The 26,151-nt window shown below is 45.0% G+C and carries 23 protein-coding genes; 3 read left to right on the forward strand and 20 right to left on the reverse strand.

Going from position 1 to position 26,151, the window contains the following annotated elements; all coding sequences use genetic code 11:
• Window positions 1-44: 44 nt before the first annotated feature.
• The 3 genes from aroC to ACQRBJ_RS07830 all read right to left on the reverse strand — a co-directional run bounded on the left by aroC (window position 45) and on the right by ACQRBJ_RS07830 (window position 2,250).
• Window positions 45-1,169 carry a chorismate synthase gene (gene aroC / locus ACQRBJ_RS07820; protein ID WP_445303288.1) on the reverse strand — a complete coding sequence of 375 codons (1,125 nt, stop codon included), beginning with the start codon at window positions 1,167-1,169 and terminating at the stop codon, window positions 45-47.
• A 126-nt stretch (window positions 1,170-1,295) separates the two neighbouring features.
• The gene (locus ACQRBJ_RS07825; RefSeq protein ID WP_153122812.1) at window positions 1,296-1,892 is read right to left on the reverse strand and encodes an FKBP-type peptidyl-prolyl cis-trans isomerase; all 597 of its coding nucleotides are present in this window, start codon (window positions 1,890-1,892) and stop codon (window positions 1,296-1,298) included.
• 70 nt (window positions 1,893-1,962) lie between these two features.
• A complete protein-coding gene (locus ACQRBJ_RS07830) occupies window positions 1,963-2,250 on the reverse strand; it encodes a hypothetical protein (protein ID WP_294968134.1) in 288 nt (95 codons plus the stop codon).
• A 368-nt stretch (window positions 2,251-2,618) separates the two neighbouring features.
• On the opposite strand from ACQRBJ_RS07830, the gene ACQRBJ_RS07835 reads away from it, so the two are divergent.
• On the forward strand, window positions 2,619-2,969 hold the full coding sequence (locus ACQRBJ_RS07835; protein WP_218416335.1) for a hypothetical protein: 351 nt from the start codon (window positions 2,619-2,621) through the stop codon (window positions 2,967-2,969).
• Between the two features lie 538 nt (window positions 2,970-3,507).
• Here ACQRBJ_RS07835 and ACQRBJ_RS07840 read toward each other — a convergent pair.
• The 11 genes from ACQRBJ_RS07840 to ACQRBJ_RS07890 form a co-directional block, all read right to left on the reverse strand.
• Window positions 3,508-4,281, reverse strand: a complete 774-nt coding sequence (locus ACQRBJ_RS07840) for a glycosyltransferase (protein WP_294968138.1) — start codon at window positions 4,279-4,281, stop codon at window positions 3,508-3,510.
• A gap of 77 nt (window positions 4,282-4,358) precedes the next feature.
• Window positions 4,359-5,516 carry a glycosyl transferase family 2 gene (locus tag ACQRBJ_RS07845; protein ID WP_295347398.1) on the reverse strand — a complete coding sequence of 386 codons (1,158 nt, stop codon included), beginning with the start codon at window positions 5,514-5,516 and terminating at the stop codon, window positions 4,359-4,361.
• 57 nt (window positions 5,517-5,573) lie between these two features.
• Window positions 5,574-6,731 carry a diaminopimelate decarboxylase gene (lysA, locus tag ACQRBJ_RS07850; protein WP_153122821.1) on the reverse strand — a complete coding sequence of 386 codons (1,158 nt, stop codon included), beginning with the start codon at window positions 6,729-6,731 and terminating at the stop codon, window positions 5,574-5,576.
• 117 nt (window positions 6,732-6,848) lie between these two features.
• Window positions 6,849-8,168, reverse strand: coding sequence for an aspartate kinase (locus tag ACQRBJ_RS07855; protein WP_217759855.1), 1,320 nt, complete (start codon window positions 8,166-8,168; stop codon window positions 6,849-6,851).
• 38 nt (window positions 8,169-8,206) lie between these two features.
• On the reverse strand, window positions 8,207-8,923 hold the full coding sequence (locus tag ACQRBJ_RS07860; RefSeq protein ID WP_153122825.1) for a cell division ATP-binding protein FtsE: 717 nt from the start codon (window positions 8,921-8,923) through the stop codon (window positions 8,207-8,209).
• A 28-nt stretch (window positions 8,924-8,951) separates the two neighbouring features.
• Window positions 8,952-9,617, reverse strand: coding sequence for a bifunctional phosphoribosyl-AMP cyclohydrolase/phosphoribosyl-ATP diphosphatase HisIE (gene hisIE, locus ACQRBJ_RS07865; RefSeq protein ID WP_445303313.1), 666 nt, complete (start codon window positions 9,615-9,617; stop codon window positions 8,952-8,954).
• Window positions 9,618-9,629: 12 nt separating this feature from the next.
• A complete protein-coding gene (hisF, locus tag ACQRBJ_RS07870) occupies window positions 9,630-10,409 on the reverse strand; it encodes an imidazole glycerol phosphate synthase subunit HisF (protein WP_153122829.1) in 780 nt (259 codons plus the stop codon).
• A 55-nt stretch (window positions 10,410-10,464) separates the two neighbouring features.
• The gene (hisA, locus tag ACQRBJ_RS07875; RefSeq protein ID WP_294968155.1) at window positions 10,465-11,184 is read right to left on the reverse strand and encodes a 1-(5-phosphoribosyl)-5-[(5-phosphoribosylamino)methylideneamino]imidazole-4-carboxamide isomerase; all 720 of its coding nucleotides are present in this window, start codon (window positions 11,182-11,184) and stop codon (window positions 10,465-10,467) included.
• A complete protein-coding gene (hisH, locus tag ACQRBJ_RS07880) occupies window positions 11,181-11,822 on the reverse strand; it encodes an imidazole glycerol phosphate synthase subunit HisH (protein WP_445303289.1) in 642 nt (213 codons plus the stop codon). Before hisH ends, hisA begins: the two co-directional genes overlap by 4 nt.
• A gap of 202 nt (window positions 11,823-12,024) precedes the next feature.
• Window positions 12,025-12,558, reverse strand: coding sequence for an FHA domain-containing protein (locus ACQRBJ_RS07885; protein ID WP_153122835.1), 534 nt, complete (start codon window positions 12,556-12,558; stop codon window positions 12,025-12,027).
• Between the two features lie 32 nt (window positions 12,559-12,590).
• Window positions 12,591-13,685, reverse strand: coding sequence for an SPOR domain-containing protein (locus ACQRBJ_RS07890; protein WP_445303290.1), 1,095 nt, complete (start codon window positions 13,683-13,685; stop codon window positions 12,591-12,593).
• A gap of 139 nt (window positions 13,686-13,824) precedes the next feature.
• Here ACQRBJ_RS07890 and rfbC point away from each other — a divergent pair, with 139 nt between their 5' ends.
• Window positions 13,825-14,379 (forward strand): dTDP-4-dehydrorhamnose 3,5-epimerase, encoded by a 555-nt coding sequence (gene rfbC, locus ACQRBJ_RS07895; protein WP_445303291.1) that lies wholly within the window; start codon window positions 13,825-13,827, stop codon window positions 14,377-14,379.
• 13 nt (window positions 14,380-14,392) lie between these two features.
• Window positions 14,393-15,196: a DUF4738 domain-containing protein gene (locus tag ACQRBJ_RS07900; RefSeq protein WP_295347412.1), complete on the forward strand. Its 804-nt coding sequence runs from the start codon at window positions 14,393-14,395 to the stop codon at window positions 15,194-15,196.
• Window positions 15,197-15,282: 86 nt separating this feature from the next.
• Here the strand turns inward: ACQRBJ_RS07900 and ACQRBJ_RS07905 are convergent, their stop codons facing one another.
• The 6 genes from ACQRBJ_RS07905 to ACQRBJ_RS07930 all read right to left on the reverse strand — a co-directional run bounded on the left by ACQRBJ_RS07905 (window position 15,283) and on the right by ACQRBJ_RS07930 (window position 26,105).
• Complete coding sequence (locus tag ACQRBJ_RS07905) at window positions 15,283-16,431, reverse strand: sodium ion-translocating decarboxylase subunit beta (RefSeq protein ID WP_445303292.1); 1,149 nt, start codon at window positions 16,429-16,431, stop codon at window positions 15,283-15,285.
• 94 nt (window positions 16,432-16,525) lie between these two features.
• Window positions 16,526-16,990 (reverse strand): biotin/lipoyl-containing protein, encoded by a 465-nt coding sequence (locus ACQRBJ_RS07910; RefSeq protein WP_295347414.1) that lies wholly within the window; start codon window positions 16,988-16,990, stop codon window positions 16,526-16,528.
• Window positions 16,991-17,101: 111 nt separating this feature from the next.
• Window positions 17,102-18,115: an OadG family protein gene (locus tag ACQRBJ_RS07915; RefSeq protein WP_295347416.1), complete on the reverse strand. Its 1,014-nt coding sequence runs from the start codon at window positions 18,113-18,115 to the stop codon at window positions 17,102-17,104.
• Between the two features lie 224 nt (window positions 18,116-18,339).
• Window positions 18,340-20,034 (reverse strand): putative transporter, encoded by a 1,695-nt coding sequence (locus ACQRBJ_RS07920; protein ID WP_295347418.1) that lies wholly within the window; start codon window positions 20,032-20,034, stop codon window positions 18,340-18,342.
• A 197-nt stretch (window positions 20,035-20,231) separates the two neighbouring features.
• Window positions 20,232-21,479 carry a phosphoglycerate kinase gene (locus ACQRBJ_RS07925; RefSeq protein ID WP_294968185.1) on the reverse strand — a complete coding sequence of 416 codons (1,248 nt, stop codon included), beginning with the start codon at window positions 21,477-21,479 and terminating at the stop codon, window positions 20,232-20,234.
• A gap of 324 nt (window positions 21,480-21,803) precedes the next feature.
• Window positions 21,804-26,105: a translocation/assembly module TamB domain-containing protein gene (locus ACQRBJ_RS07930; RefSeq protein WP_445303293.1), complete on the reverse strand. Its 4,302-nt coding sequence runs from the start codon at window positions 26,103-26,105 to the stop codon at window positions 21,804-21,806.
• Window positions 26,106-26,151: the final 46 nt, after the last annotated feature.

Here is a 26,151-nt window from a genome sequence, read left to right on the forward strand (position 1 = left end):
GTTAGTAGTGATAAGTTTGTTAATCACTACTAACTATTCACTAATTAAAGTTTTATGGTTTTATTCATCAGATAGTTATCCAGGATAACCATGGCTACCATTGCCTCTACTACTGGTACGGCTCTTGGCAATACGCATGGATCATGTCGGCCGCGGGCTGTAAGCTTGGTCGGATTTCCTTCCAAATCCACAGTGTCCTGTTCCATCAATAGGGTGGCTACAGGCTTGAATGCTACCCGGAAATAGATATCCTGACCATTGCTCAAACCGCCCTGGATACCTCCGCTATGATTGCTTCTGGTCGTGATGCGGGCTGCAACATCCTGGTTGATGGATTTATCTGCAGCCTGATTTGTATTTTCATCCTTCGGAACAAACACATCATTCTGTTCGCTTCCACGAGCGGTAACGCCAGCAAATCCCTCTCCATATTCAAAACCCTTCACGGCATTGATGCCGAGCATGGCTGCACCCAGTTGTGCATGGAGCTTGTCGAATTCCGGTTCACCCAGTCCCTCAGGGCATCCCTTGATTACGCATGTGATGATGCCTCCAATGGTATCACCGTCGGCTTTAACCTGGGCAATGAGGTTTTCCATCTCCTTGGCTTTAGCCTGGTCCGGACAACGTACCGGATTGTCTTCGATGGTGTTGAGGTCATACTGATGGTAATCTTTCTCCAAAGCGATGTTTCCCACCTGCGATGTGTAGGCAGTGATGCTGATGCCCAGCTGGCGGAGTGCCAACTTGGCAAGGGCGCCACCCACGCAGCGTGAGATGGTGATGCGGGCAGATGAGCGTCCGCCTCCACGATGGTCTCTGATGCCATACTTCTCGTTGTAGGTGAAGTCGGCATGTGATGGGCGAAACAGACAGCGCATGTTCTCATAGTCTTGAGAATGCTGGTTCTGGTTTCGTACTTCAAAGCCGATAGGTGTTCCCGTTGACTTTCCCTCGAAGACACCACTTAGAAATTCCACCTTGTCTGCTTCCTTTCGGGCAGTAGTAATGTGACTTTGTCCAGGGCGTCGACGATTCAGTTCGCTCTGGATAAAGTCCATGTCTATGTCAATGCCAGCAGGGAAACCGTCGATGACGCCTCCTACAGCTATGCCGTGACTCTCTCCGAAAGTGGTGAGAGTGAAAAGATTGCCAAATGTATTCCTCATTGTCCTATGTATGATATAGAGGCTCGTTCTTCCCATGATGATAGGGTAGGTAAGCCTCATGAGTTGATATGAAGAGCGGCTATCCCAATTTTGCTTGAGACAGCCGCTATGGTTTATTCTCAAATATTACTTGTTGCAATCGCAGCCGCCTTCGCAGTTGCCGTCCTTGCAGTCGCCACCACAGTTGTCGCAACCGCCACCGCAACCACCAGCTTCACCGCTGATCATCTGAGCCATCTTAGCGATTTCCTCAGCTGTTGCTTCACGGCTTTCCAATACCTGACCGCAGAAGTTGAGCTTCAAACCTGCCAATGGATGGTTGAGGTCGCATGTAACCTTCTCGTCGGTGATATTCTTAACGACAGCATTGAAGTGGTTGCCGTCCTCGTTCTGCAATGGGATGATGGCACCAACCTGTACGTGCTGAGCATCAAACTGGCCATTGACTGTAAAGATCTGCTTGTCGAGATCGAGTACGCGCTCGTCATAGTGGAGGCCATAAGCCTGCTCTGGCTCCAGCTCAAAGTCGAACTCCTCGCCCTTTTCAAGATTTACCATCTTCTCTTCGAATGCTGGCAATGTTACGCCCATGCCGCTGATGAAGATGAAAGGACGCTCGTCTGTTGTACGCTCGATGAGCATTTCTTCACCGTTATCACCTTTAGTTACATCGTAGAGTGCATAAGACACTACAATAAATTTGTTCTTGTTGTTTGATTCCATTATTATTTATGTTTTTATTTTATCTTGTTTTGATACTATTACCTATTTTATATATATAGGCAATATGATTTTATTTTTTCTTATTCATGCGTTGGCGTCTTTGAATGCTGACGCTTTTCACCATTTCCATGCGCTCCAGATAGATAGGACGCCATTTGTCTATGATGTCTTGCAGGCTCTTGCTCTTTTGGGATAGTTCTGCATATTCATCACCTTCTGTCTGATTTGCCTTTTTCAGTTCAAGCATGCGGGCGATGAAATGCTTCTGCTGTTCTTCGGCTGCCTTCAGTTGGCTGCCGAGTTTTTCCAAGCTTTCCATAAATGCCAGTGCCTTGTCTATATGTGTCTGTTGTTCCATTTCTTCTTTAATTGTTGCTTAACTTCTGCAAAGGTACAAATAAATATTGGGATATGGAAGAGAAATCAAGGAAATTTTCCTCTCCACCTTAATTATTTTGAGCCATCTTACAATTTGTTAGCTAAAATCTGTAAAAAATTACTTTCTGCTCCTGGTTTTAGACTGCTCTTGTTGATTTATGTCAAATAATAAACGGATTTTTGAAAAAAAACAAATAAATGTTTGCGCACACAGCAGAAAGTTCGTATCTTTGCAGCGTCTTAAAGAAATAAGACTATAGGATAATGTTTAACAAGAGTTCTCTGGAAACGGAGCAATTAGGATATCTGCTCCATGAGACTCGTAAAGTAAAGAAAGGTAAAAAGATTATGAAGAAGATTATGATTTTAGCAGTAGCATTGTTGAGTATGACAACTACTTTTGCAGCAGAAGAGGCTACAAACGCAACAGCAGCTTACAACATGAACATCAAGATGGGTAGCTTGGCTGATGCATTGTCACTTAATATCGATCAGGTTGATGCTGTTTCTGACGTTCACAAGAACTTCACAGCAGACATGATGAATGCTGCTTCTGCATCTAAGGAGGATCGTGCAGCTATGATTGACAAGGCTGTCATCAAGGATTTGAAGTACATGCACAGCATCCTCAACAATACACAGTATCGCAAGTACGTGATGCTTTTGAATGCTACACTCATCAACCGTGGTTTGAAGTAATCACGCAGGTGTAGATTCAAGAATCAAAATAGATTGAGAGAGAGATTTTAATAGAAACTGCAGGTTGGATTTCATATCTGACTTGCAGTTTTTTTATTGTCTGCGTTTGAAAACTCTGGGTTTTTCCGGGATATCTCTGTGAAATAAATCCGTATCTCTGTGTTTTTCACTCCGTATCTCTGTGATATAAATTCATATCTCTGTGTATTCTATTCAGAAATGCGCAGTTTTCTTGTCCTGATTCTGTATATTCCGGAAACTATCGTATGTTTATCTTTTTTCAGATACCTACTATTAGGTAATAGTGAAAACCCCCATTTTTAGGTATTGCACATTCAGAGAAAAAGTAGTACCTTTGCAAACGAAAACAAGAAGATGTTTGAAACTTAAGATATATTCGGTTTATTGTGACTTTTAGATAGAATAGTTACTTATCAGAAAAATAAGAATCTTGTTCGCTAATAGAAATAATTCATAATGTTTTTGTACAATATGTAGAAAGGGCTGCCTGTGAAGGTAGCCCTTTTCTGCTTTTGTCCTATTTTACATATCTCAGTATCTCCTTGCTTTTTCTGCTTTTTTTTGCCGGAAGGGGCATGAAGCCCTCGGTAAGTCCGGTTTTCTCTGTCATCGCCTGGAATACTGCTGCCGCATAGCCGGAAAGCTTCAGCGTCTGCAATTCCTCATTGATGGCATCCTCATCATAATTATCGGCATATAATAAGGTATGCAGGCTGTCCAGATAGTTCTGTGGAATGTTCTGGTGAGGCATACGACTCTTTATCTGCAGGATTTGAGCGATGATAGGTTCCTTGGTCTGTGCTGCAATCATTTCTGCCTTGTGCTGTTCAAAACCGGAAAGGGTAGAGATGTTGGTGTCTGCCCAGTTGTCCAGCATGGCGCCTTCTGATGTGAGATGACTGTAACCGAAATATCTGATCAGGGCGATGTTCTTGTTCCAACCCAGCTGGGCGAGATAGTTCTTCTCCATCGGTGTTGTGGCGATGACGAGATCAGCTTTTTGATACATCGTCTTCTGATACACGAGCGACTGGAGGCTGCGCTTGAGGTGAGGATTCTTCCGGTTTCGTTCAGAGATGTCTCCGAGTGGACACACCATGTATGGAATGCCCATCTTGCGTGATTTTCCGGCAAGCTGTGCTCCCTGCATGGTCCATGCTCCCAATATCATAACGATGTCGGCATCTGCCAGATTGTGGGTGATGTCGAGCTTTTTGCCAAGTGCTTCAATGTATGGGAGGTACATTTTCAGCGTCTTCTTCTGTTTAGCTATATACAAATATACTTTCATGGTTGTGTCTTTTTAAAATCCTTTAATTCAGATTTTCCTCTTGTAATCTATTTCCCGAAATCTATTTCTCCGGTATCTTACAGCTTATGGCTGGTGAAGTCATTCTTGTCTGCACGCCAATATCTTATCTTGTTGGCGAGGTTTCTCCAGATGATTCCATATTCATAGAACGGCAACTTGATGCTGTTCATCTCATCGTCGAAGTGCCTGATGGCCTTGATGGCAATGATCATGCGGAGCAGGAAGAGCAACAGGAGAGCGAAGCCGGCTATTCCCGTTAAGAGCCAATCCTGCGTGATGATGGCGAAAGCTAATACTGCAATAGAAGCAATGAGGCTGAGATGAGGGAAGAGATGATCGAAGAACATCAGAGTACGCATCGATTTCGCCCTATCTAAACTCTTTCGTGATGACAGGTGATAGAGGTGGGCGTTGTGCCATGACTTGTTGGTTGGTTCGTCACGGACCAGCCAGGCATCGCTATCCAATACTACAGCTGTTTCTCCCAGTTGTCCATACTTGTTGACAAGGAAATCATATTCTCCACGTACATACTCCAGGTTGCCCTGGTAGCCTTGTTCCTGCATGAACTGGCTCTTGCGGAAAGCTACGTTTGGCATGTGGCTGCGATAGCCATAAGAGTGCTGGGCACGTCTTAACAGATAGAATGCCTTGCGTATGCTGTCGAAGCGGCGGACTCCTTTGGTTTCTTCATCCAGTTCTACATAGCCCAGGACCAGATTGCATGATTGACAGAAGTGTTGAGACATGGCTGTCAGCCAATTGTCGTTCTTTGGCTTGCAGTTTGGCTCGGTGAGGATGATCCATTCATACTTGGCTGCTTTTACACCGAGCGTAATCTGCAATTTCTTGCGGCTCATATAGCGGGAACTCTCAGGAATGTATGTATAATACAGATGAGGATTCTCTGCAGACAAGCGCTTGAGATAGTCCTGGGTTTCTGCATCTGTGCTTTGGCAGACTACGATGACCTGATAATCGGCAGCGTATTGCTGCTTGAGGAACAGCGGGAGGTTGCGTTCCAGTTCGGGCAGATTATCATGAGCGGTAATAATTACTGTTATCGGTTCTTTGGATACCGGAGTATCTTCCTCATTTTCCTCTGTTTTAGGAAAACGCAGCGAGCGCAGGAATGGGTTTATCAGCGATCCGAGAATCGCCAATAAAACCACTGCTGCGCCAGCTATAATAGTTGTTAAACTAATTGTCATCATTTCTTTTTCTCGTATTTCTTATGCTTTTGCCCTTCTGGGGGCATACGGCATTTGACTTTAAAAGTCTTCAGTGATGTAACCCTTTGGCAACTGACGGCAATTGTACTGACTCGCCATAATCTCACCGTAAGCGCCGGCAGAGCGGAGAGCGATGAGGTCGCCGCGATGGGTCTTGTTCAAGTCGGTTGCCTTAGCGAATACATCGCTTGATTCACAGATAGGGCCTACCACATCGTATGTCTCCATAGGTTCATCGCTGGAGATATTCTCGATTTTGTGATATGCCTGATAGAGGGCAGGGCGAATCAAATCGGTCATTCCGGCATCAACGATGGCGAACTGCTTGGCTGTACCCTGTTTGATGTAGAGGGTCTTGGTGATGAGGCTTCCCATCTGACCTACTACGGCACGACCTAACTCGAAGTGGAGTTTCTGACCATCACGCAACTTCAACTTCTTGGCGTATGTATCAAAGTAATCCTTGAAGTCTGGGATTGGTACACGGTTAGGGTGGTTATAATCGATGCCCAGGCCACCACCTACGTTGATGTTCTTAACCACGATATGATGAGCTTCCAGCTGGTTCTGCAACTCGTTGATTCGGTTGCAGAGAGCCTCGAAGTCACCCATGTCAAGTATCTGACTACCAATGTGGAAGTGAAGTCCCAGGAACTTGATGTTCTTCATTTTTGCAGCTTCCTCGATGACGCTCTCCATATCGCGCATGGCGATACCGAACTTGTTCTCTGCCAGACCGGTTGTGATGTTGGCATGAGTATGAGCGCCCACATCAGGGTTGATGCGGAAGCAAACCTGAGCTATCTTATTCTGTTTTTCTGCAAGTTCGTTAATAATCTCAAGTTCCGGAATGCTCTCTACATTGAAGCAGAAGATGCCCTTCTCCAGACCGAGATTGATTTCCCAATCACTCTTGCCTACACCTGCATATACAATCTTGCTGGCAGGGAAACCTGCCTTGATGGCAGCCTGAATCTCTCCTCCGCTCACGCAGTCGGCTCCTAATCCTGCCTGACAGATGATGTTGAGCACCTTAGGATTGGCGTTTGCCTTCACGGCATAGTGAACCTCAAATCCCGGATGTTTGCCAGCCTCTTCGTTGATGGTCTTCAAGGTTTGGCGCAACACATTGGTGTCGTAATAGTAAAATGGAGTCTGTATCTCCTGAAATTTGTCTATCGGAAATGTTCCTTTCATTTCGCTTAGTTTTAAATTAAAATTTTATTATAGTCAAATTAGAAATCAAACGAAGAGTGGACAGGAATCATTACATACGAATTCTCCACTCTTCACTCTTCGTTCTTCACTGTTATATTACTTCTCGAACAATACCTTGCTCAAGTTCTGTAATGCCTGCTTCTTGTCTCTTTCCTTGATGAGGAATGAGATGTTGTAGTTGCTGCCACCGTATGAAACCATGCGGATAGGGATATTCTTCAATGCATCGGTTGCGATGGTCTCGAAGCCTACATTGCTCCAATCCAGGTCACCAACAACGCAGATGATACACATGTCTGCATCTACGGTAACAGTACCATACTTCTTCAGCTCATTGACGATGTCGTTGAGGTGAGTGTCGTTGTCGATACTCATGCTCACGCCTACCTCTGAGGTAGCAATCATGTCGATTGGAGTCTGGTAGCTCTCGAAGATTTCAAATACCTTGCGCAGGAAACCTGTGGCGAGCAACATGCGGCTACTCTTAATCTTGATAGCTGTGATATTGTCTTTGGCAGCAACAGCTTTGATCTTGCCACGAACGATGACGTTGTCGATGATGGTACCGTCAGCCTTTGGATCCATGGTGTTCTTCAAGCGTACAGGAATGCCGGCATACTTAGCTGGCTGTACGCAGGTAGGGTGGAGAATCTTTGCACCGAAGTAAGCCAACTCGGCAGCCTCTTCAAAGTTAAGCTGGCGAACAGCTTCTGTGTGCTCAACTATACGAGGGTCGTTATTGTGCATACCGTCGATATCTGTCCAAATCTGAATCTCCTCAGCCGGGAGAGCTGCACCGATGAGTGATGCTGTGTAGTCGCTACCACCACGCTGGAGGTTGTCTATCTCACCGTAAGCATTGCGGCAGATGAAGCCCTGGGTGATGTAAATCTGATAGCCCTGGTTCTCCTCCATGAGAGCGGCAAGCTTTTCCTTGATGTACTGTGGATCTGGCTCAGCATTCTTGTCTGTGCGCATGAAATCCAATGCGTTGAGCAATACTGCCTTTACGCCCTGTTCCTTCAAGTAGTTTACAACCATGTTGGTGCTCATCATCTCACCTTGAGCTACGATGCTCTTCTCCTCGAAAGAAGTGAAGAGATCCTTGGTAAATGAGCGGAGATAGTTGAACTCTCCCTGCAGGAACTCACGTGTGGTCTGTTTCATCTCATCTGTAGAGTAGAGCTCTTCCACGTGCTGCATGTATTTCTTCTCCAAGTTGTTGATTACCTCGTTTGCACCCTCTGGGTTCTTCTTGTAAAGATAGTCAGAGATCTCAACGAGAGAGTTTGTTGTACCGCTCATCGCAGACAATACGATGAAAGTTGGTTCACCTGATTCTGTAACCAAAGAGGCTACTCCCTTCATGCGCTCTGGTGAGCCTACAGAAGTACCTCCGAATTTCATTACCTTCATAGTCGTAATATTTTAATAATTTATAATTTACATTTCATTTAATTCTCCTCGCCATCTTCAGTGAGGTCGATGTGATTGTATTCTTTTGTTACGTCGCGTAAAATTCCGTCTTTGCAGCGATATACGATACCTGGGAATTTGTCAAGCATCGGGATGTTGTGAGTTGTCATCACTACGGCGGTGCCTTGTTTGGTGATGTCTTTCAGCAGACTCACAATGTTGGTGGCAGTCTCTGGGTCGAGATTGCCCGTAGGCTCATCTGCGATGATAATCTTAGGATTGTTGAGCAGAGCTCTTGCTATAGCCACACGCTGCTGCTCACCGCCAGAGAGTTCATGAGGCATCTTGTCGATTTTATCTATCATGCCAACCTCGTTGAGAACTTCCTCAATGCGCTGGGTGATTTCTTTCTTTCCCTTCCATTTAGTTGCCTTGAGCACGAACTCAAAGTTCTTGCGGACTGTGCGGTCGTGGAGCAGCTGGAAGTCCTGGAAGATAATGCCCAGTTCTTTGCGTAATGCTGGTATTTCCTTGCGCTTGATGGTCTTGAGGTCTCTACCGAGGATTTCTGCTTTCTCGGTTTCGCCTTCTACTAGATCAAGCTCGCAATAAAGAGTCTTTAAAAGAGAACTCTTACCAGATCCCACTTTACCGATAAGGTAAGCAAACTCGCCTTCATCAATATGGAAATTGATGTCCTTGAGGATGCATTTGTCGGCTTGGTATATGCTTACATTTTGATAATCTATTAACATCTCCTAATTTTTTCTCTTTGTTATTGGTTTATTTCATCTCGCCCTTGCTTTTGGCTATGCGGCGTTTCTTATCCCATTCCGGGTCGTGGCGCATCTGTAATTCCTTCACTACATCTTCTATGCTCAAGCCCTTGCTGGTGAGCAATACGATGAGATGGTAGAGGAGGTCTGAACTTTCGTAGATGAGCTTTTCGTCATTGCCGTTTGTGGCTTCGATGATAGTCTCAACTGCTTCTTCTCCAACCTTTTGTGCCATTTTGTTAACGCCTTTCTTGAAAAGACTTGTTGTATAGCTGCCTTCTGGCATCTCTTCATGGCGCTTATCAATGAAGTCTTGAAGTTCTGACAGGAAGAGAATCGGATTCAGAGTGTTCTCTTCTGCCCAGCAAGTATCTGTACCCTTGTGGCAGGTAGGTCCGTCTGGATGTACCTTTACCAATAAGGTGTCGTTATCGCAATCGTTCTGGATGCTGACGAGGTTGAGGAAATTTCCTGATGTCTCGCCTTTTGTCCAAAGGCAGTTTCTGGAGCGGCTCCAGAAGGTTACCTTCTTTGTTTCTATGGTTTTATCGTATGCTTCCTTGTTCATGAAGCCAAGCATCAAGACGTTTTTGGTTACTGCGTCCTGGATGATTGCCGGAACAAGTCCACCCATTTTTTCAAAATCTATTTCCATTGTATCTTGTTTAAACAGGTTATTTTCTTTTTATATTCTCACGTTGATACCTTCTTCTCTCAAGTAGTGCTTGAGGTCAGGAATGGCGATTTCGCCAAAGTGGAAGACGCTGGCTGCCAAGGCTGCATCAGCTTTTCCTAATGTGAATGCATCACGGAAATGCTCCATCTTGCCTGCGCCACCTGATGCGATGATTGGGATACTTACCTCTTCGGCCAGTCGGGCAAGAGCTTCGTTGGCAAAACCTTGCTTTACGCCGTCATGATCCATACTGGTGAAGAGAATCTCGCCAGCACCGCGGTCGGCTACTTCCTTTGCCCAGTCGAACAAGCCAAGTTCTACCCGTTCTCGGCCACCCTTCACGTAGCAATGCCATCCATCTGCATCCAGGCGGGCATCAATGGCGCATACGCAAACCTGAGAACCGTAATGATTGGCTATCTCATTGATGAGTTCAGGATGTCGGATGGCAGCACTGTTGATGCTCACCTTGTCGGCTCCCGCATTCAATAGACGATCAACGTCTTTAAGCTCGTTGATGCCACCGCCCACAGTAAATGGAATGTTGATTTCGGCAGCCACACGAGTCACCATATCGGTAAAGGTCTTGCGCTCTTCGAAGCTGGCAGTAATGTCGAGAAAGACGAGTTCGTCGGCTCCAGCATCGCTATAGGCTTTACCCAGTTCTACTGGATCGCCTGCACTACGGAGGTTGACGAAGTTGGTACCCTTTACTGTCTCTCCGTTCTTGACATCGAGGCAAGGGACGATTCGTTTTGCCAAGCCTTTTTTACTTTGAACTTTGAACATTGGACTTTGAACTTTATGATTACTTAACTCCTAGCTAATCACTAATCACTAACAACTAATCACTAACAACCAGCTTTTCAATATTGATTTTACCCTCGTAGAATGCTTTTCCAAAGACTACGGCAGGAATGCCAGTGGCTTCCAAAGCCAGTATGTCTTCATTGCAGCTTACACCGCCAGAAGCGATGAGATGCAACTGAGGATAGGTTTCCATAACCTTTTTATATAGGTCGATGGCTGGACCCTGTAAGGTTCCGTCCTTGCTGATTTCCGTGCAGAGTACGTAGCGCACTCCTTTATCAATGTACTTCTTGAGGAATGGAAGAAGGTCTTCTGAAGAATCTTCTTTCCAGCCATTGATGGAAATCTTGCCGTTTCTTACATCGGCTCCCAGAATGAGTTTATCTGCTCCATACTTGTCCAGCCATTCCATAAAAAGGTCGGGATTGGTCACGGCGATACTACCCACTGTTACCATCGTTGCCCCAGCGGCAAAAGCCTTCTCTATATCTTCCTCGGTCTTGATGCCACCGCCAAAATCAACCACAAGATTTGTCTCTGCAGTGATGGCTTTCAGTACGGCATCATTCACGATGTGCTTTGATTTGGCACCGTCCAGGTCTACTACATGAAGTCTCTTAAATCCCAGACTTTCAAATTGTTTAGCCACTTCGGCAGGATTATCATTGTAGACTTTTTTCTGGTCGTAGTCGCCCTTGGTAAGTCTGACACACTGACCATTAATCAAGTCGATGGCTGGAATTAATTCTATCATATTTCTTTTATCTCTAAGAAGTTCTTTATAATCTGTTCTCCCACCTTGCTGCTTTTTTCCGGATGAAATTGGCAAGTGAAGAAATTGTCTTTGTGGAGCGATGCGCTGTAGGGAAGAATATAATCTGCCTTGGCGATTGTCTCCTCGCAGAGAGGTACATAATAACTATGTACGAAATAAGAGTAGGGATGTGATAAGGCATCTGAAATGACTTCGTCTGTTTCGTCAATTCTGTTGCTGAATCCCCTATAAAGGTCTGTTTTCAAATCGTAAATCTCATTCCATCCCATAGCTGGCACTTTGTCTTCATGCTTCTGCGGTTGAAAACGCTTTACATCTACATCAAAGATGCCGATGCAGTCTACATTGCCTTCCTCCGAGTGACGGCACAACAGTTGCTGCCCTACGCAGATGCCCAGGACGGGTTGTTTCAAGTTTTTTATCACTTGATCCAGTTTGTGTGCCTTTAGATAATCCATGGCTTCTCTAGCTTGACCTTGTCCCGGGAAGAGTACACGGTCTGCTTTCTGAAGTATTTCGGCATCATCGGTGAGCATAGGCTCAATCCCTAAACGCTTCATGGCGTTGACTACCGAATAGATGTTTCCGGCATTGTATTTTACGATTGCTACATCCATAACCTAACGTGTTTCTAATTTTCAGTTGCAAAGGTACATATTTTCTTTCAATTTAAAGAAAATATTAGCAAAAAGATTACGGAAACAAGGAAAATTCTTGCAGATAGTTAGTAAAAGGGACAGAAAAACCGTCTTTATTATCACCATTCGGGATAATAAAGACGGTTTTTCTTTCATTTTATCTTGTCTTCTATTTTTTCTTTTATTTTTCTTCGCTATCAGCCGTTCTGAGAATGATACTCGTTGCTCCGATGGTGAAGAGGGTACCGTCTTCGATGACACGTCGTTCACGGTCGCCCAATATCTCATTGTCTACGAAGGTTCCTGTATAGCTTGGACCATCGCGGAGAACGTACTTTAAACGTCCTTTTTTGTCGCGGCTGACATTGATGACGCAGTGGTTCATGTCTACGCTAGGGTCTACAGTCTCAATAGGACAGTTGATGCCACTGTTTTTCATGTATCTGCCAATTACATTATCACCCATTTGAAGTGGAATGACCTGCTTGTATGCGAATACGTTCTCGATAACTACGATAGAACCCACGCCGTTTTCATTGGCATTTTCATCTATAGTCTCTTCCTTGCGGGTTTCGCGAAGTTTGGATACACCCATGCGGATTCCAAACTGTTTGTTGCAGTTTGGGCAAACGAAGACGAGGCTTTGACCTGCTTCATACTTGGTTTCATCGAATGTGATGAAATTATCGCATTTCGGGCAGCGTACTCTTTTCATATGTTTTTTTCTTTATTTCTTTTGTTTCTTGATTATTCCTTTACTTTTGTAATCCAGCCATCCGTGAACTCCTCATAGCTGTGTAAGCGATTGAGAGCTGTATATGCCTCATTTTCTGTGCTGTACGATCCGTAGATTACTTTTACATTGGTATCGGTGATAAGTACTCGAGCTTCCTTGAACCCCTTGTTCTGTAAATATTCTGCGTATGTGGCAGCATTGCGCTTGGTAATACGGCTAGCCAGTACAATGCTGTAATAGGCAGAAGATGTGGTGGTTATTTCGCTGTCCTGGGTCATCTTGCCAGTATTGGCGGCAGGGGTTTCTGCAGCCTGAACATTGTTGGCTAATACCAACTCGTGGGCAGGCTGTGTCAATTCCTTAGGCATTACCTTGGTAAGCATACCTGTGTCGATTTGACTCTTCTGGACATTAGAAGTGCCTAATGGGGTAGAAAGTGTGAAAAAAGCAATGATGGCGATGCAGGCTGCAGCTATATTGCGAAGCCAACTCTTTCGGATACTGATAAATTCTGTACTTGAGTTCTCTTCTTCCTCTTCTTCGTTGATGAATACGGAGTTGTTGGCAGAGACAATGTTTGCCTCTTTCTTAATGTCGGAACTCTCTCTCTGCTGAGCAGGCTTGTATTCGTCTGCAGTCATCTCAACGACTGTAGTATGTTCGGCTGTTTCCGTATTCGAAATCTGTGCGAGTGGAAGCATGTCGAAACCGCCTAAACCATACAGCTCAGGTGTTAAGATGCCAGCTTCACAAGGTTCGAAAGTATAATTGCCGGTTTCATTCAATATGATGGTGCCGATATCGTTGAGTTCGAATCTGCCTGTATTCTCCAATGTCTGTTTGATTTCTGCAACTTCATCTGCAATACGGTTCAGCGCTTCTGGGTAGCTGATGTCATATGTTTCTACGTATGAAAGTGCGAGCAGAGAATCGTTCATTGTGAGCTGTGGATTAAAGCCAATGGTTCTCTGCGGTGGCAAAAACATGTTGTCTCTGCCATCGTAACGTGCATCTACATGATGAGCCATGAAGCCACCAAACTCTGGGACAATCACGCAATCGTTGCTCAAAAGTAGGATCTCTATATGTCTTTTTAGTTCATTCACGTTTGCAAAGGTAGCTATTTTTTCGGAAAAGACCAACGGTTTTTGAAGAAAATTTTATCCGGAATGATAAAAAGTTCTAATTGTTTTGTCATTCCGAGAAAAAACATTATCTTTGTGCCTAAAAAATAAATAAGGTATAATGGAATATACAGAAACAGAAATCGATGGCGTTTGGATTATCCAACCTAAGGTTTTCAATGATGCCCGAGGTTATTTCTTCGAGGCATGGAAACAGGCAGAGTTTGATGAGCATATAGGTCATCATGTGGAATTTATACAAGACAACGAGTCTAAGTCTAGTTTCGGTGTGTTGCGCGGACTTCATTATCAGAAAGGTGAATTCTCACAAGCTAAGCTGGTACGTGTTATCAAAGGCAAGGTTCTGGATGTTGCCGTTGATTTGCGCCGGAGCAGCAAGACTTTCGGTAAAAATATAATGGTGGAATTGAGCGAGGATAATAAGCGCCAGTTCTTTATTCCTCGTGGCTTTGCCCATGGATTCCTTGTGCTCAGTGAGGAGGCTGTTTTTACTTATAAGGTTGATAACGTCTATGCACCGCAGCATGAGGCTAGTATCAGGTGGAATGATGAAACCGTAGGTATATCTTGGCCTATAGAGGGCGAAAACGTTGTACTCTCAGATAAAGACCTCAATAAGGCAAAGGCGTTTGAGGAGGCTGATTATTTTGAGTAATATTAAATTTAACATGAAACAAGCATTTAACATTTTGTTGTTGGTATGCTTCCTGATGGGGGTGGCTGCATGTGGACAGAAGTCTGAAAAAGAACAGCCTGAACAAAAGGAGGATACTACTGCCAAGAAGCTGTTGCAGGGTATTTGGCTTGATGGAGATGACGAGGATAATGTTGTCTTCCGGGTTAAAGGTGATACAATCTATTATCCTGATTCTACCAGCCAGCCTGTGTACTTTTACATTCTGGGTGATACGCTCGTGATGAAAGGAGCTAATCTGAGCAAGTATCCTATCATGAAGCAGGCTGCACATATTTTCCAGTTTAAGGTTCAGAATGGTGATATTGTCAAGCTTGTCAAGACTGATGATCTATCTTATCTGCAGCAATTCTCTCATGAACAGCCTGTGACACTTAATCAGAACAAGCTTGTAAAGCGTGATACGGTTGTGAATGCTGGAGATGAGAAATTGCATCTGTATGTACAGGTGAATCCTACAACTTTCAAGGTCTATAAGAGCAACTACAACGATGATGGGGTAGAGGTTGATAATGTTTACCATGATAATATCGTAAATGTAAATATCTATCAAGGCTCCCGCAAGATTTTTGGTCGAGATTTCCGCAAGGAGGATTTCAAGGAGCAGGTCCCTCATGAGTTCTTGAAGCAATCGATATTGAGTGATATCGTGTTCAGAAAGGTTGATGCTGATGGCGTTCATTATAGAGTGGTGCTGGCGATGCCGGATAGCAGTATGAGTTATCAGGTGGAAATCATCATTTCGCGTGAAGGTAAAATGACAATCCGGAAAAGCTAAGCTGTTTTTCGGGAAAGATAGAAAGAAGTAATAAACCTATATATGATAAAAGGGAATTTGCAAATGAGCAAATTCCCTTTTATCGTTTAATTGAAGAAGCCAAGCAGGGCTCCTGCTGCTACGGCAGAACCGATAACTCCTGCAACATTAGGGCCCATGGCGTGCATGAGCAGGAAGTTGTGGCGGTCGTACTCCAAACCGAGGTTGTTACTGATGCGGGCGCTCATTGGCACGGCACTCACGCCGGCGTTTCCGATGAGCGGGTTCAGCTTCTTGCCCTTTGGCAGGAAGAGGTTCATCAGTTTCACGAAGAGGATACCGCTGGATGAAGCGATGATGAATGCCAGGGCACCGAGGGCGAAAATCTTGATGGTATTAAGTGTCAGGAACTCCGATGCCTGAGTGGAGCATCCCACGGTAAGTCCGAGCAGCATCACCACGATGTCATTCAGGCTGCTACCTGCCGTCTTGGCAAGTCGGGTAGTCTTTCCGCTTTCCTTCAGAAGATTTCCAAAGAAGAGCATGCCGAGCAATGGAAGTCCCGATGGTACGATGAAGGTTGTGAGCAGCAAACCTACGATAGGGAAGAGAATCTTCTCGGTCTGCGATACCTGGCGGGCTGGCTTCATCTTGATGATACGCTCTTCCTTGGTGGTGAGCAGACGCATCAATGGAGGCTGGATTACTGGCACCAATGCCATGTAGGAGTAGGCACAAACGGCGATGGCTCCCATCAGGTTAGGACTTAACTTACTGCTCAGGAAGATGGCGGTAGGTCCGTCAGCACCACCTATGATGGCAATGCCGGCTGCCTGGTTGGGTTCGAAACCTAGCGCTAAGGCTATCATGTAAGCACCGAAGATGCCAAATTGGGCGGCGGCTCCAATCAGAATCAGCTTCGGGTTGGATATCAATGCAGAGAAGTCTGTCATCGCTCCGATACCCAGGAAGACGAGTGGGGGATACCAACCCTGCTTTACTCCTTGGTAGAAAATGTTTAATACTGAGTTGTCTTCGTACAGGCCAATCTCTAGTCCGGCATCTGCACGGAAGGGGATGTTGCCAAGAATGATACCTAGTCCGATAGGAACCAGAAGAAGCGGTTCGAAATCCTTCTTAATGGCAAACCAGATAAAGAGGGCTCCCACTACAATCATGGCGAGATTTCCTGCCGTGGCATTTGCAAAGCCAGTATAGGTCAGGAACTCATTGAAGTTTTGTATGATGAAATCCATAATTTACTTTGAACTTTGAAAGTTGAACATTGAACTTTATGATTAGTTTTCTTATTTGAAAGAGTAATCATAGTTGTTCCTGCTTTATCGCGTGTTAGGCGATAGTCACCAGTGTATCTCCTTCCATCACGGCATCGCCCTTGTTCACGTTGATGCTGGTGATGGTTCCGGAAGTCTCAGCCTCGATGTTGTTCTGCATCTTCATGGCTTCAAGGATCACGACGGTATCGCCAGTGTTAACCTTGTCGCCCACCTTCACCTTGATTTCATTGATGGTTCCTGGCAGAGGGGCTACTACTGGCTTGCCGGAGGCTGCAGCGGCAGGTTGGGTGGCTGCTGTTGTGGTTAATGCCGGTGTGGCTGTTGCGGTCGATGTGGTAGTCGGTGCTGATTCCTTTCGTTCTCCACTCAACTTCACTTTCTGCTTGCCAGCCTTCACAGGCAGTTTCATTTCCACTTCGAATGGGATGCCATTTACGGTTACGTTGGCGATATTGCCTTCTATATCTTGGATTTCGACCTCATAGTCGATACCTTTCACTGTATATTGATACTTCATATCCTTTGAATTTTGAACATTGAACTTTGAACTCTATGAAGTGTAAAGCTGTAGAATTGGCTTACCCCTCGGTCGCCGAACGTTGTTTCTTCACTCTTCACTTTTCGTTCTTTACTTAATATTATTAAATTTCGGAGCATTCCATCTTGTCTGTTTAGGTTTGATGGTAATGATGCCAGATTCCACATCATGTACATCCTCCAGATATTCCTTGAGGGCGAGTGAAATCACTGCCATATAAATTTCCTTATCGATTCCCTTGGTTTTCAGACCATCTTTCAGAATCACGTTGGTCTTATGACTCAGGTCTTGCGTTACCTCGATGGTCTTCTTACCCGTCTTATATAATAAGGTGGCATGCTTCTCTGTGGCGCGGGCAATGCGCTGTTTGTGTTTCATGTAGGCTCCGAATGCCCAGAATACGACGAAGAGCAGGGCGAGACAAGAGAATACAATTCCCATTGAAAGTACGGCTATGCCGATGCCGTAGGGGTCCTGCTTCTTTAGAAGCTGCGCCTTGCTCAAGCCTACGTGCTGTGGCAGATAGCCTGGAGTTATGGCACCTGCAATGGCTTTATCCCATGTCTTGAAATCCTGGCTCAACTTGTAGCTCTCGTCGGCTGCCAATATCGGCACACTTACGGAGTCTATCAGGTCGACGGCATTTCCATCATAAAGTGCAATCCAGTTGGTCTTCTTTTCCTGAAGAATAAGGTTGAGATGAAAAGGTCCCGTTTTGGCAGAATCCTTTGCCTTCCATTGATGCCCGTTACGGCCATCTTTGTACCAGGAACTGCTGTCAAAGATGATGATACTCTTCTTGCCCCCCAGTGTGGTTCGGGGTTCATTGTTCGGTAATGGACACATCAGTTGGCGGCGTAGTTCTGGCGACATTTTCTTGTCGAGAACCCTTCGGTCGGTGGTTAGGAACATACCACGCACATTATACGTGGTAAAGGAGGAATTGCTTAATTCCACCCATGATTTGTGCAGGCCGTACTCATCTACAAGATTTGTACGGTTGTTGGTCATCACCTCCGTAATACGGATGCTCTTGGCTCCTTGACTCCAAGTGGGCAAGGAAGTGAAGACTAGCATGGTTATCAAAAATCCCAATTTCTTCATACGCTTCTAACGTTTTATAGGGTTATTGTTTCTTGTTTCGAAATACTCTTTTATCATGTAGAAACTTCAGATGTTTCTATAGATTCATTAGGTTTATTTCTTGTGCTCAAAGGTACGAATAATTTCTGAAAAGGCAACAAAAAAGGTGCACAAATTTTTATCTTTGTGCACCTCTTTTATAATTTATAACTATTACTAGTTGTTTTGTTAACTTTTGTAAGCCTTTATCCTCCGCAGAAGAACAGCACAACAATCTGAGCTGTAAAGATACGGAGGAACATACTCAATGGATATACAGTAGAGTAACCTACGGCTGGAGCCTCCTTAGAGCATGATGCGTTGGCATAAGCCAATGCTGGAGGGTCGGTATAAGTACCGGCAAGCATACCCATGATAGTAAAGTAATTAAACTTAAACTTCAATCGAGCGATAGTACCGATGATGAGGATAGGAATGATGGTGATGAGGAAACCGCATCCCACATATTTCAATCCGTCGCCCTGTACCACTGTATCCCAGAATCCGGCACCAGCCTTGATTCCCACACTTGCCAGGAAGAGTACCAAACCTATTTCTCGCAGCATCATATTAGCCGAAGTTGTGGTATAGGTTACCAGCTTCATGCGATAGCCGAAACGGCCGATGAGGATAGCGATAATCAGCGGACCACCTGCGATACCCAATTTCAGAGGTACAGGCATGCCTGGAATAGCAAATGGGAGAGAACCGAAGATGATACCGACCATGATACCGATAAAGATGGTAGCGATGTTTGGTGCATCAAGGCGCTTCACAGAGTTACCCATAATTTCTGCTACACGGTTTACGTTCTCTTCTGGACCTACAACCAAGATTTTATCACCCACGTGGAAGTGGTGGTTTCTGCCAGCAAAGATGTCCATACCCTGGCGTGAGATACGGGTAACGTTTACACCGTATACACTGGAGAAGTGCATCTTACCGAGGGTCTTACCATTCATCTCTGGACGGGTAACGATGATACGGCGAGATACGAAATGTTGAACTTCATCCTTCTCGCGATCCCATTCTGCTTCTACTTCGGGACCGATGAAAGCCTTGATTGCTTCAGCATCTGCCTCTGCACAAACAACGAGCAACTCATCGCCAACCTCGAAATGTGTCTTGCTGTTAGGAATACTTACTACTCCGTCGTGGAGAATACGAGAGCAGACAATGTCTCGATTCAAGAACTCAGAAACCTCTCTCAAGGTTCTTCCAGTAATGTAAGCGTTCTCAACGCGCAAATGCATATTATGAGCCTTGGCATGAGGGTTAGCCGCGTCCTCATCGTTCAACTGCTGTTCCTCCTCATCTGTATCAATCTTACAGATGTACTTGATAAGGATGGTTGCACCGATGATACCAACTACACCGAGAGGGTAAGCGCAGGCATAACCGTTGGCGATACTAGGAGCGCCATTAGGGAAAACGCTGAGCAAAGCCTCGTTGGCGGCACCAAGACCAGGGGTGTTGGTAACGGCACCATAGAGCGTACCTACCATCATTGGCAGGTTGTTAGGATTGCTGGTGTCAAAAAAGAGGTAATAACATCCGAACATCACCAGGATGTTGAGCAAGATGGCAGAAGCCGACAACATATTGAGGGTTACACCACCTTTCTTAAAACTCTCGAAGAAACCTGGACCTACCTGCAAACCAATCATGAAGACGAAGAGAATCAATCCAAAGTCTTGTACGAAGGTGAGGATTTCTTTTGGGCCTGTAAAGCCTACATGTCCAGCCAAGATACCAGCAAAGAGCACGAAGGTTACACCCAACGAGATGCCGAAAATCTTGATCTTGCCTAGATAGACACCAATGGCAATCACTATTGCATAGAGTAGGGCGATGTGTGCCACTGACTCCGTATTGGTGAAAAGATTAATAATCCAATCCATGAATTTGATTTAAAATTTTAATTTTATAATGATTAAAGGGAATTTTGAAAGATCGATTGAGTCTGTTTGGTATCTTTTCTTATTAAGGTGTGTACCGGATATGGCTACCTTCGTTAGGATACCTATATCTGATAACTGAAAAATCGAGGACATCCGCAATGGGATGCCCCCGAACTATGTATATAGATACCTATTGATTACTTCTCAATAGCTGCTACACCTGGCAATACCTTACCCTCGATAGCCTCGAGGAGAGCACCACCACCTGTAGAGATATAAGATACCTGATCTGCCAAACCGAACTTGTTGATACAAGCTACAGAGTCGCCACCACCGATGAGTGAGAATGCACCTTCCTTAGTAGCCTCAGCGATTGCGTCAGCGATAGCCTTAGAACCACCAGCGAAGTTGTCGAACTCGAATACACCTGCAGGACCATTCCAGAGGATTGTCTTAGCGCCCTTGATAGCTGCAGCGAATGCCTTGCGAGTCTCAGGACCTGCGTCCATACCCTCCCAACCGTCAGGGATATTGTTAGATGGGCAAACCTGAGTGTTGCAATCGTTCTTGAAGTCGTCACCGCAGATAGAGTCTGTACCGAGTACGAGGTTTACGCCGTTCTCCTTAGCCTTCTTGATTACGTCAAGAGCAACGTCGAGCTTGTCATCCTCGCAGATAGACATACCGATCTTGCCGCCGAGAGCCTTAGAGAATGTGTAAGTCATACCACCGCAGAGAATCAGGTTGTCAACCTTAGTCAACAGGTTCTCGATGATACCAATCTTGGTAGAAACCTTAGAACCACCCATGATAGCTGTGAATGGGCGCTTGATGTTGCCGAGAACTGCGTCAACAGCCTTTACCTCTTTCTCCATCAAGAAACCGAGCATCTTGTGATCCTTTTCGAATGAATCTGCGATAACAGCTGTAGAAGCGTGCTTGCGGTGAGCTGTACCGAATGCATCCATTACATATACATCAGCATAAGAAGCCAACTTAGCAGCGAACTTCTTCTGGCGCTCCTTCATCTCAGCCTTAGCAGCGTCGAACTCAGGTGTACCCTTCTCTACGCCAACGGGCTTGCCTTCCTCTTCTGGATAGAAACGAAGGTTCTCGAGCAAGAGAGCCTCACCTGGCTTCAAGGCAGCAGCCTCAGCATCAGCGTTACCACAGTCCTTAGCGAACTTAACCTCTACACCGAGAGCGTCAGAAACGTTCTTTACAATCTGAGAGAGAGAAAGCTCTGGCTTAACCTTGCCCTTTGGCTTGCCCATGTGGCTCATCATGATGAGCGCACCGCCGTCAGCGAGAACCTTCTTCAAAGTAGGGAGGGCACCACGGATACGAGTGTCGTCTGTTACATTACCATTTTCATCCAATGGCACGTTGAAATCAACGCGTACGATTGCCTTGTGACCGGCAAAGTTAAAATTTTCAATCTTCATTTTTCCTAAATTTTATATTAGTTATTACTTAATTGTTTATTTCTCTTTTCTGAATTCCCGAGTAGATAGCTGCTTTTATTTGGAAACTTATCTGTATACAGACTGGTCCTTTCAGCACTGTTAATCTCGAGTCTTCCTTGAATTAAATATTTTTCAACTCAATGCGTAGGCAAAAGTAAGAAAAATAATTGGTATAGCCAAATGTTTGCCGACGTTTTAATCATTTTTTGTTCTAGATGGCAATGAATTGCAATATCTAGGTAGCAAAAAGCGTAACTGTGACGGTGCCAGTTACGCTTTTTGCCTTTTTTTCTTTTTGTATCGTTACTTCTTTTCGCTTTTCTTTTTCTTCTTCTTCAATCTGTTGATTCCAAAGAAGTCACGCCAACCGTTGAAGTCTTTCTTCATGATGAGACCGAGGCCTTGTGTGTTAAGACTGTTACGGGTAAAGTAACGGTCGTTTGTCTGGTTATACATTCGGATAGCCAAATTACCATTCGGGAAAATGAGGTATCTCATGTCAAAATCACCGATGAAACTCTGTGTGGCATTCGCATTGTCGCGATAGCCAAACTGACCATTGAACAACAGGCGGTTATTGAGTAGCTTGCCACTCAGGATGCCCTCATACTCGGCATTATTGAAGCCTTCGTCACCCGTAGAAATATTTGCACCGAAATTCCAGTTGTTACTCTTTACGACATTGGAAAGTACAGTGTTTATCTGTTGTGAGATGGTGCCGCTCAGAAGACTCTGCATGGCTAATGATGTCTGACTCTGTTGGGCAGCATCTTCGCTTGCCTGATTGTTGTTTGTCTGTGAATAGAAGCGGCCGATTCCTAAGAGGTAGAGTACCTGCTGGTTCATCTCTTCCTGTGAATTGATGATAGAGTAAATCATCTGTTTAGCATCGCTGTTTACTGTTGGCAAATCCATGGAGAAGTCTACTTTCGGAGATTCCGGTGTGCCTGTGATATTCATCAGGCAGTCTACACGGATGTTGTTGCTACTGAAAGATTTTCCTATGCTGAGGTCGCTCAGTGGTACACCGTTTACCGTGTATTTTGCCTGCAGATTGAGAGGCGCATTGTATGGATTTCCACCGAAGGCAATGGTTCCGCCATGCATGAATTCAAACTCCTTCTTGATAAGATTCTGGATTGTGAGTTTATACATGCCATGATCTACCACATAGTTGCCAAACATGTCGAATGCTCCTTTGTTATAGTAATTGGCTCTAATCACACCGTTTCCGTTCAGAGAGATATAGTCACCTGACTGCTCGTCCATAATGAGCTTCAGGGTGAGGTTCTGGTTGGTATTGACGAGGAAGTTTATGCGCATATCCGATGAGAAGTCGATGTCGTCATTATCTTCTTGATCCTTGAGTGTCATCTGCCTGTTGATACTGTCGGCAAGTTCCGGTACAATCTCATGCCAGTGTATAAAGCTCTTATCGCTGATGGCGTCAGGGCTGGCTACATTGTATACGAAGATACTTCCTTTTTCTGGTTCTGCATTGATGTCTATAATGGTTTCTCCGCTCTTGCCGTGAATGCCTACATCGCCTGTTGCATAAACCGTGCCATAGAAGGTGTTGTCTCCAAACTCATGGGTGTCATATCCCAGAAAATTACGAGTCTTCAGGTCAAGGTCGTAACTCAATTTGGTGAGGTGTTTATGGTGGATGCCGCCATTGACGATGGCAAAGTTGTTGTTGCGGTCGTAGATGGTATCTCCTTTTAACTGGATATCATCAGGAATGGCATGGGCACGCAGTCTGTTGAAAGTGTAGTCGGTATTCAGCTGCTTCATGTGCATCTTGCCATGTGCCACGATGTCGCCAACGAGGTTGATGTTGCTCAGATTGCCTACGACATTCAACTTTCCGTTGCCCCAAGCTTCTACGTTGTCCATAAAGCTGCCGCAGAAGTTCTCTATAAACTTCATGCTGGTTCCTCTTGCATCAATACCAAGATCTATATAATTGCGCTTAGGAGATACATAGCCGGCAATGAGGGTTTGGTGTTCTGGACCGTCATCTGCCACAGCGTTGATGTCAATCTGCTCCTGCTCCTTATTGTAGCATACATTGGCGTGCAATATACCCAACGGTCCATTCTCAAAGGTGAACTCCTTGACGTCCAGGTGAGCTTGTGCGTCAGGATCGTTTAAAATGCTTTTTAAGATAGCCTTGCCCGAAGCTCTTCCGGTGAAGTCTACCGAATGGAAGTTGACCAGGTTCAGAATATACGCTACGTCTACATCCTTCAGGTCTGCCACAATAGAGTCTTTCTTGTTTGGAGTGGCGAGGCCGTCGATGATGATGTGCTGCTGGTTGTGACTTACGGCAAAGTGATCTATCTCTAGATGATTCTTGCTGTATGTTATTTCTGAAGGATGTACTTCCCAAGGTTTATCGCCAAGTTTAAACTGTGATGGCAATACGCTGATATGGGCTGTTGATACATCATTCTGATTCTTATAGAACTGAGCCAGCGATTGGAGAGTAGCATCTACTGGCAGTTTCTTGGAACGGTTGTCGTAATGCAACTGAGTGGCGAGGGTGTTGTTGGCTGCTGCCGCCTTGATGTTGACGATAGGACCAACTGTGCCCTGTGCTCCTTGCTGGATACTAGCCTTCAGTTTCAGCGTGTCGCCCTGAGTGTGAACATTAACCAAGCCGTTGCTGAATGCCTTTCCGTTATATACGAATCCAGGGATATTTGCATAGAGGTTGGCTGCTTTTTCCTTATCGGAAATCATGCCATCAGCATAGATTGGATTGTTGATGTCGAGAGGAATGCCGAGCATTCTTCTGAGAATCTCGGTAGAGCGAACCTCCAGGTTGATGGCAAAGTTGTTTCTGGCTTGATTCGAAATCTTGCCGATTCCTGGTAGGGTAGGCAGTTTGCTGGCCACTAAGTTCTTGCAGCTCTGATAGAGAGTTGCATAGTCGTACTGTCCCTTTACGTGGATATCTGCAAATGGAGCTTCCAGGTCGAAGTAGCAGTCTCTGCCTTCGTTCTTGGCACTCACACTGATATTGTCGAGTGTGTAGCTAGGGTCAGCCATCTTTATGCCTAAGATGCTAGGCAGAAGGTGGTTGATGTTGGCTGTAGCTGCATATTGCTTTTTCTTGAAATGGTATTGTCCGCTTACCTGCAGGTCGATATTAGGGTCGGCAATGGCTGCCAATCCTTCCAGGAGTCCCTGGTTGTAGCTTCCGTCAATTTTGATGTTGCGATAGTTGTACTTGTTGAAGTTCAGTCTAGGAATGCTTCCTTTTGCAAAGAGGTGCTTCTTGGTGCCATGTATGTCGAGAGTGGCAGCCAGGGTACCTAGCTGCTTGCTGTTGATTATTTTCCCAAGTAGAATACCCTTGGTGTCTATGTGAGCCAAGAGATTTTCACCTTTCTTTTCGGCTTTTAGACTGGCATTGCCCACATCGGTTCGCAGGTTGCCTTGTGTACCGATACTTGGTCCTTTACCATAAACGATACCTTTAAAATATATATCACCAAGGCGCAATACTTCTTGTGGAATGTTGATTTTCTTGCCGAAGTTCTTGGCTATTTGTCTGATACCATCGCCTGATAGCTTAAGTGTGTTTATGTTTACATTCCAGTGGAGGTCGTTCCTGCTTCTTGCGCTTGAGCCATTCGTTGTCGTCTTGTCCTTTTCTTTCTTTGAGGCAAAGTCGAAGTTGGCTACTTTTCCGTTTGCGTTGAAACAGATGCTTCCACTACGTGTTTTGAAGTTGAGGTTCGGACATCTGAGCGATGTGCTGGTGCCAGAAAAATTGCACTCAAGTGTTAACTCATCATCGAAGTTCCTAAGTGCAGGAACAAGGCAGGCAATGTCGGAAAGGGTTACCTGAGATGGTTTGATGCCTCCTTTGAATTGTAGGCTTGGCATCACAATCTTGCCTTCCTGCATGCGATAGGTGGCATGCAGATCCATCAACTCTACCTGTGAGTGGGGCAGTGCCAGATGGAAGTTTCTGAGGATGGCTTCCTGCTGGTTAATATCTACTTTGAAACGTAAATTCTTTAGTTGAAGTCCTGATTTATCCGAAAAAGATAATTTTTTGATAACCAGGTATATATCTGTATCGGTAATATGGTCGAGAATGACGTGTGTTGACAATTCCCGGATGCCGATGTGCTTAGGCGAAAAAATACCATTTATGGCTGCTACGTCTCGCTGGTTATAGGCAATTGCGCCATGACGGATGATAATGCTTCCGATGTGTAAATCGAGAGGAGTATGCTTGGTAGTATCTTTAGATGCCAGTGAATCGAGTAGGAACTGGAAGTTGGTCTTGCTTCTTGCATTCTGCTTGTAGAGGTTGGCATTCAATCCAAACAGTTGTGCTGAAGAAATGGAAATCTTTCCTTCCTTCAGCGGCAGAAGATCTATTTTTGCAGAAATGCGCGAAGCGTAGATCATGCTGTCTCCCTGTTGATCTTTCATCATCACGTCATCGATGATAATGCGGTTCAGAAAACCCAGGTTTACCTTCCCTATATTTACTTCTGTTCCAAACTTGTCCTTTAAAGCACTGGCTGCTTGAGAGCCAATGAAGGCTTGTACTGGTGGCAACTGCACCAGTACGATGAGCATGAAATAGATCGCAGCAAGCGTCCAGACAATGCCTATGATAATATGT

The sequence above is a fragment of the Prevotella sp. SGI.167 genome (assembly GCF_050313615.1).
Classification (GTDB): Bacteria; Bacteroidota; Bacteroidia; order Bacteroidales; family Bacteroidaceae; genus Prevotella.

Coding starts and splice junctions, on each gene's coding strand:
- aroC (WP_445303288.1), bottom strand. CDS start 1,169: ATGAGGAATACATTTGGCAATCTTTTCACTCTCACCACTTTCGGAGAG.
- ACQRBJ_RS07825 (WP_153122812.1), bottom strand. CDS start 1,892: ATGGAATCAAACAACAAGAACAAATTTATTGTAGTGTCTTATGCACTC.
- ACQRBJ_RS07830 (WP_294968134.1), bottom strand. CDS start 2,250: ATGGAACAACAGACACATATAGACAAGGCACTGGCATTTATGGAAAGC.
- ACQRBJ_RS07835 (WP_218416335.1), top strand. CDS start 2,619: ATGAAGAAGATTATGATTTTAGCAGTAGCATTGTTGAGTATGACAACT.
- ACQRBJ_RS07840 (WP_294968138.1), bottom strand. CDS start 4,281: ATGAAAGTATATTTGTATATAGCTAAACAGAAGAAGACGCTGAAAATG.
- ACQRBJ_RS07845 (WP_295347398.1), bottom strand. CDS start 5,516: ATGATGACAATTAGTTTAACAACTATTATAGCTGGCGCAGCAGTGGTT.
- lysA (WP_153122821.1), bottom strand. CDS start 6,731: ATGAAAGGAACATTTCCGATAGACAAATTTCAGGAGATACAGACTCCA.
- ACQRBJ_RS07855 (WP_217759855.1), bottom strand. CDS start 8,168: ATGAAGGTAATGAAATTCGGAGGTACTTCTGTAGGCTCACCAGAGCGC.
- ACQRBJ_RS07860 (WP_153122825.1), bottom strand. CDS start 8,923: ATGTTAATAGATTATCAAAATGTAAGCATATACCAAGCCGACAAATGC.
- hisF (WP_153122829.1), bottom strand. CDS start 10,409: ATGTTCAAAGTTCAAAGTAAAAAAGGCTTGGCAAAACGAATCGTCCCT.
- hisA (WP_294968155.1), bottom strand. CDS start 11,184: ATGATAGAATTAATTCCAGCCATCGACTTGATTAATGGTCAGTGTGTC.
- hisH (WP_445303289.1), bottom strand. CDS start 11,822: ATGGATGTAGCAATCGTAAAATACAATGCCGGAAACATCTATTCGGTA.
- ACQRBJ_RS07885 (WP_153122835.1), bottom strand. CDS start 12,558: ATGAAAAGAGTACGCTGCCCGAAATGCGATAATTTCATCACATTCGAT.
- rfbC (WP_445303291.1), top strand. CDS start 13,825: ATGGAATATACAGAAACAGAAATCGATGGCGTTTGGATTATCCAACCT.
- ACQRBJ_RS07900 (WP_295347412.1), top strand. CDS start 14,393: ATGAAACAAGCATTTAACATTTTGTTGTTGGTATGCTTCCTGATGGGG.
- ACQRBJ_RS07905 (WP_445303292.1), bottom strand. CDS start 16,431: ATGGATTTCATCATACAAAACTTCAATGAGTTCCTGACCTATACTGGC.
- ACQRBJ_RS07910 (WP_295347414.1), bottom strand. CDS start 16,990: ATGAAGTATCAATATACAGTGAAAGGTATCGACTATGAGGTCGAAATC.
- ACQRBJ_RS07915 (WP_295347416.1), bottom strand. CDS start 18,115: ATGAAGAAATTGGGATTTTTGATAACCATGCTAGTCTTCACTTCCTTG.
- ACQRBJ_RS07920 (WP_295347418.1), bottom strand. CDS start 20,034: ATGGATTGGATTATTAATCTTTTCACCAATACGGAGTCAGTGGCACAC.
- ACQRBJ_RS07925 (WP_294968185.1), bottom strand. CDS start 21,479: ATGAAGATTGAAAATTTTAACTTTGCCGGTCACAAGGCAATCGTACGC.
- ACQRBJ_RS07930 (WP_445303293.1), bottom strand. CDS start 26,105: ATGCTCATCGTACTGGTGCAGTTGCCACCAGTACAAGCCTTCATTGGC.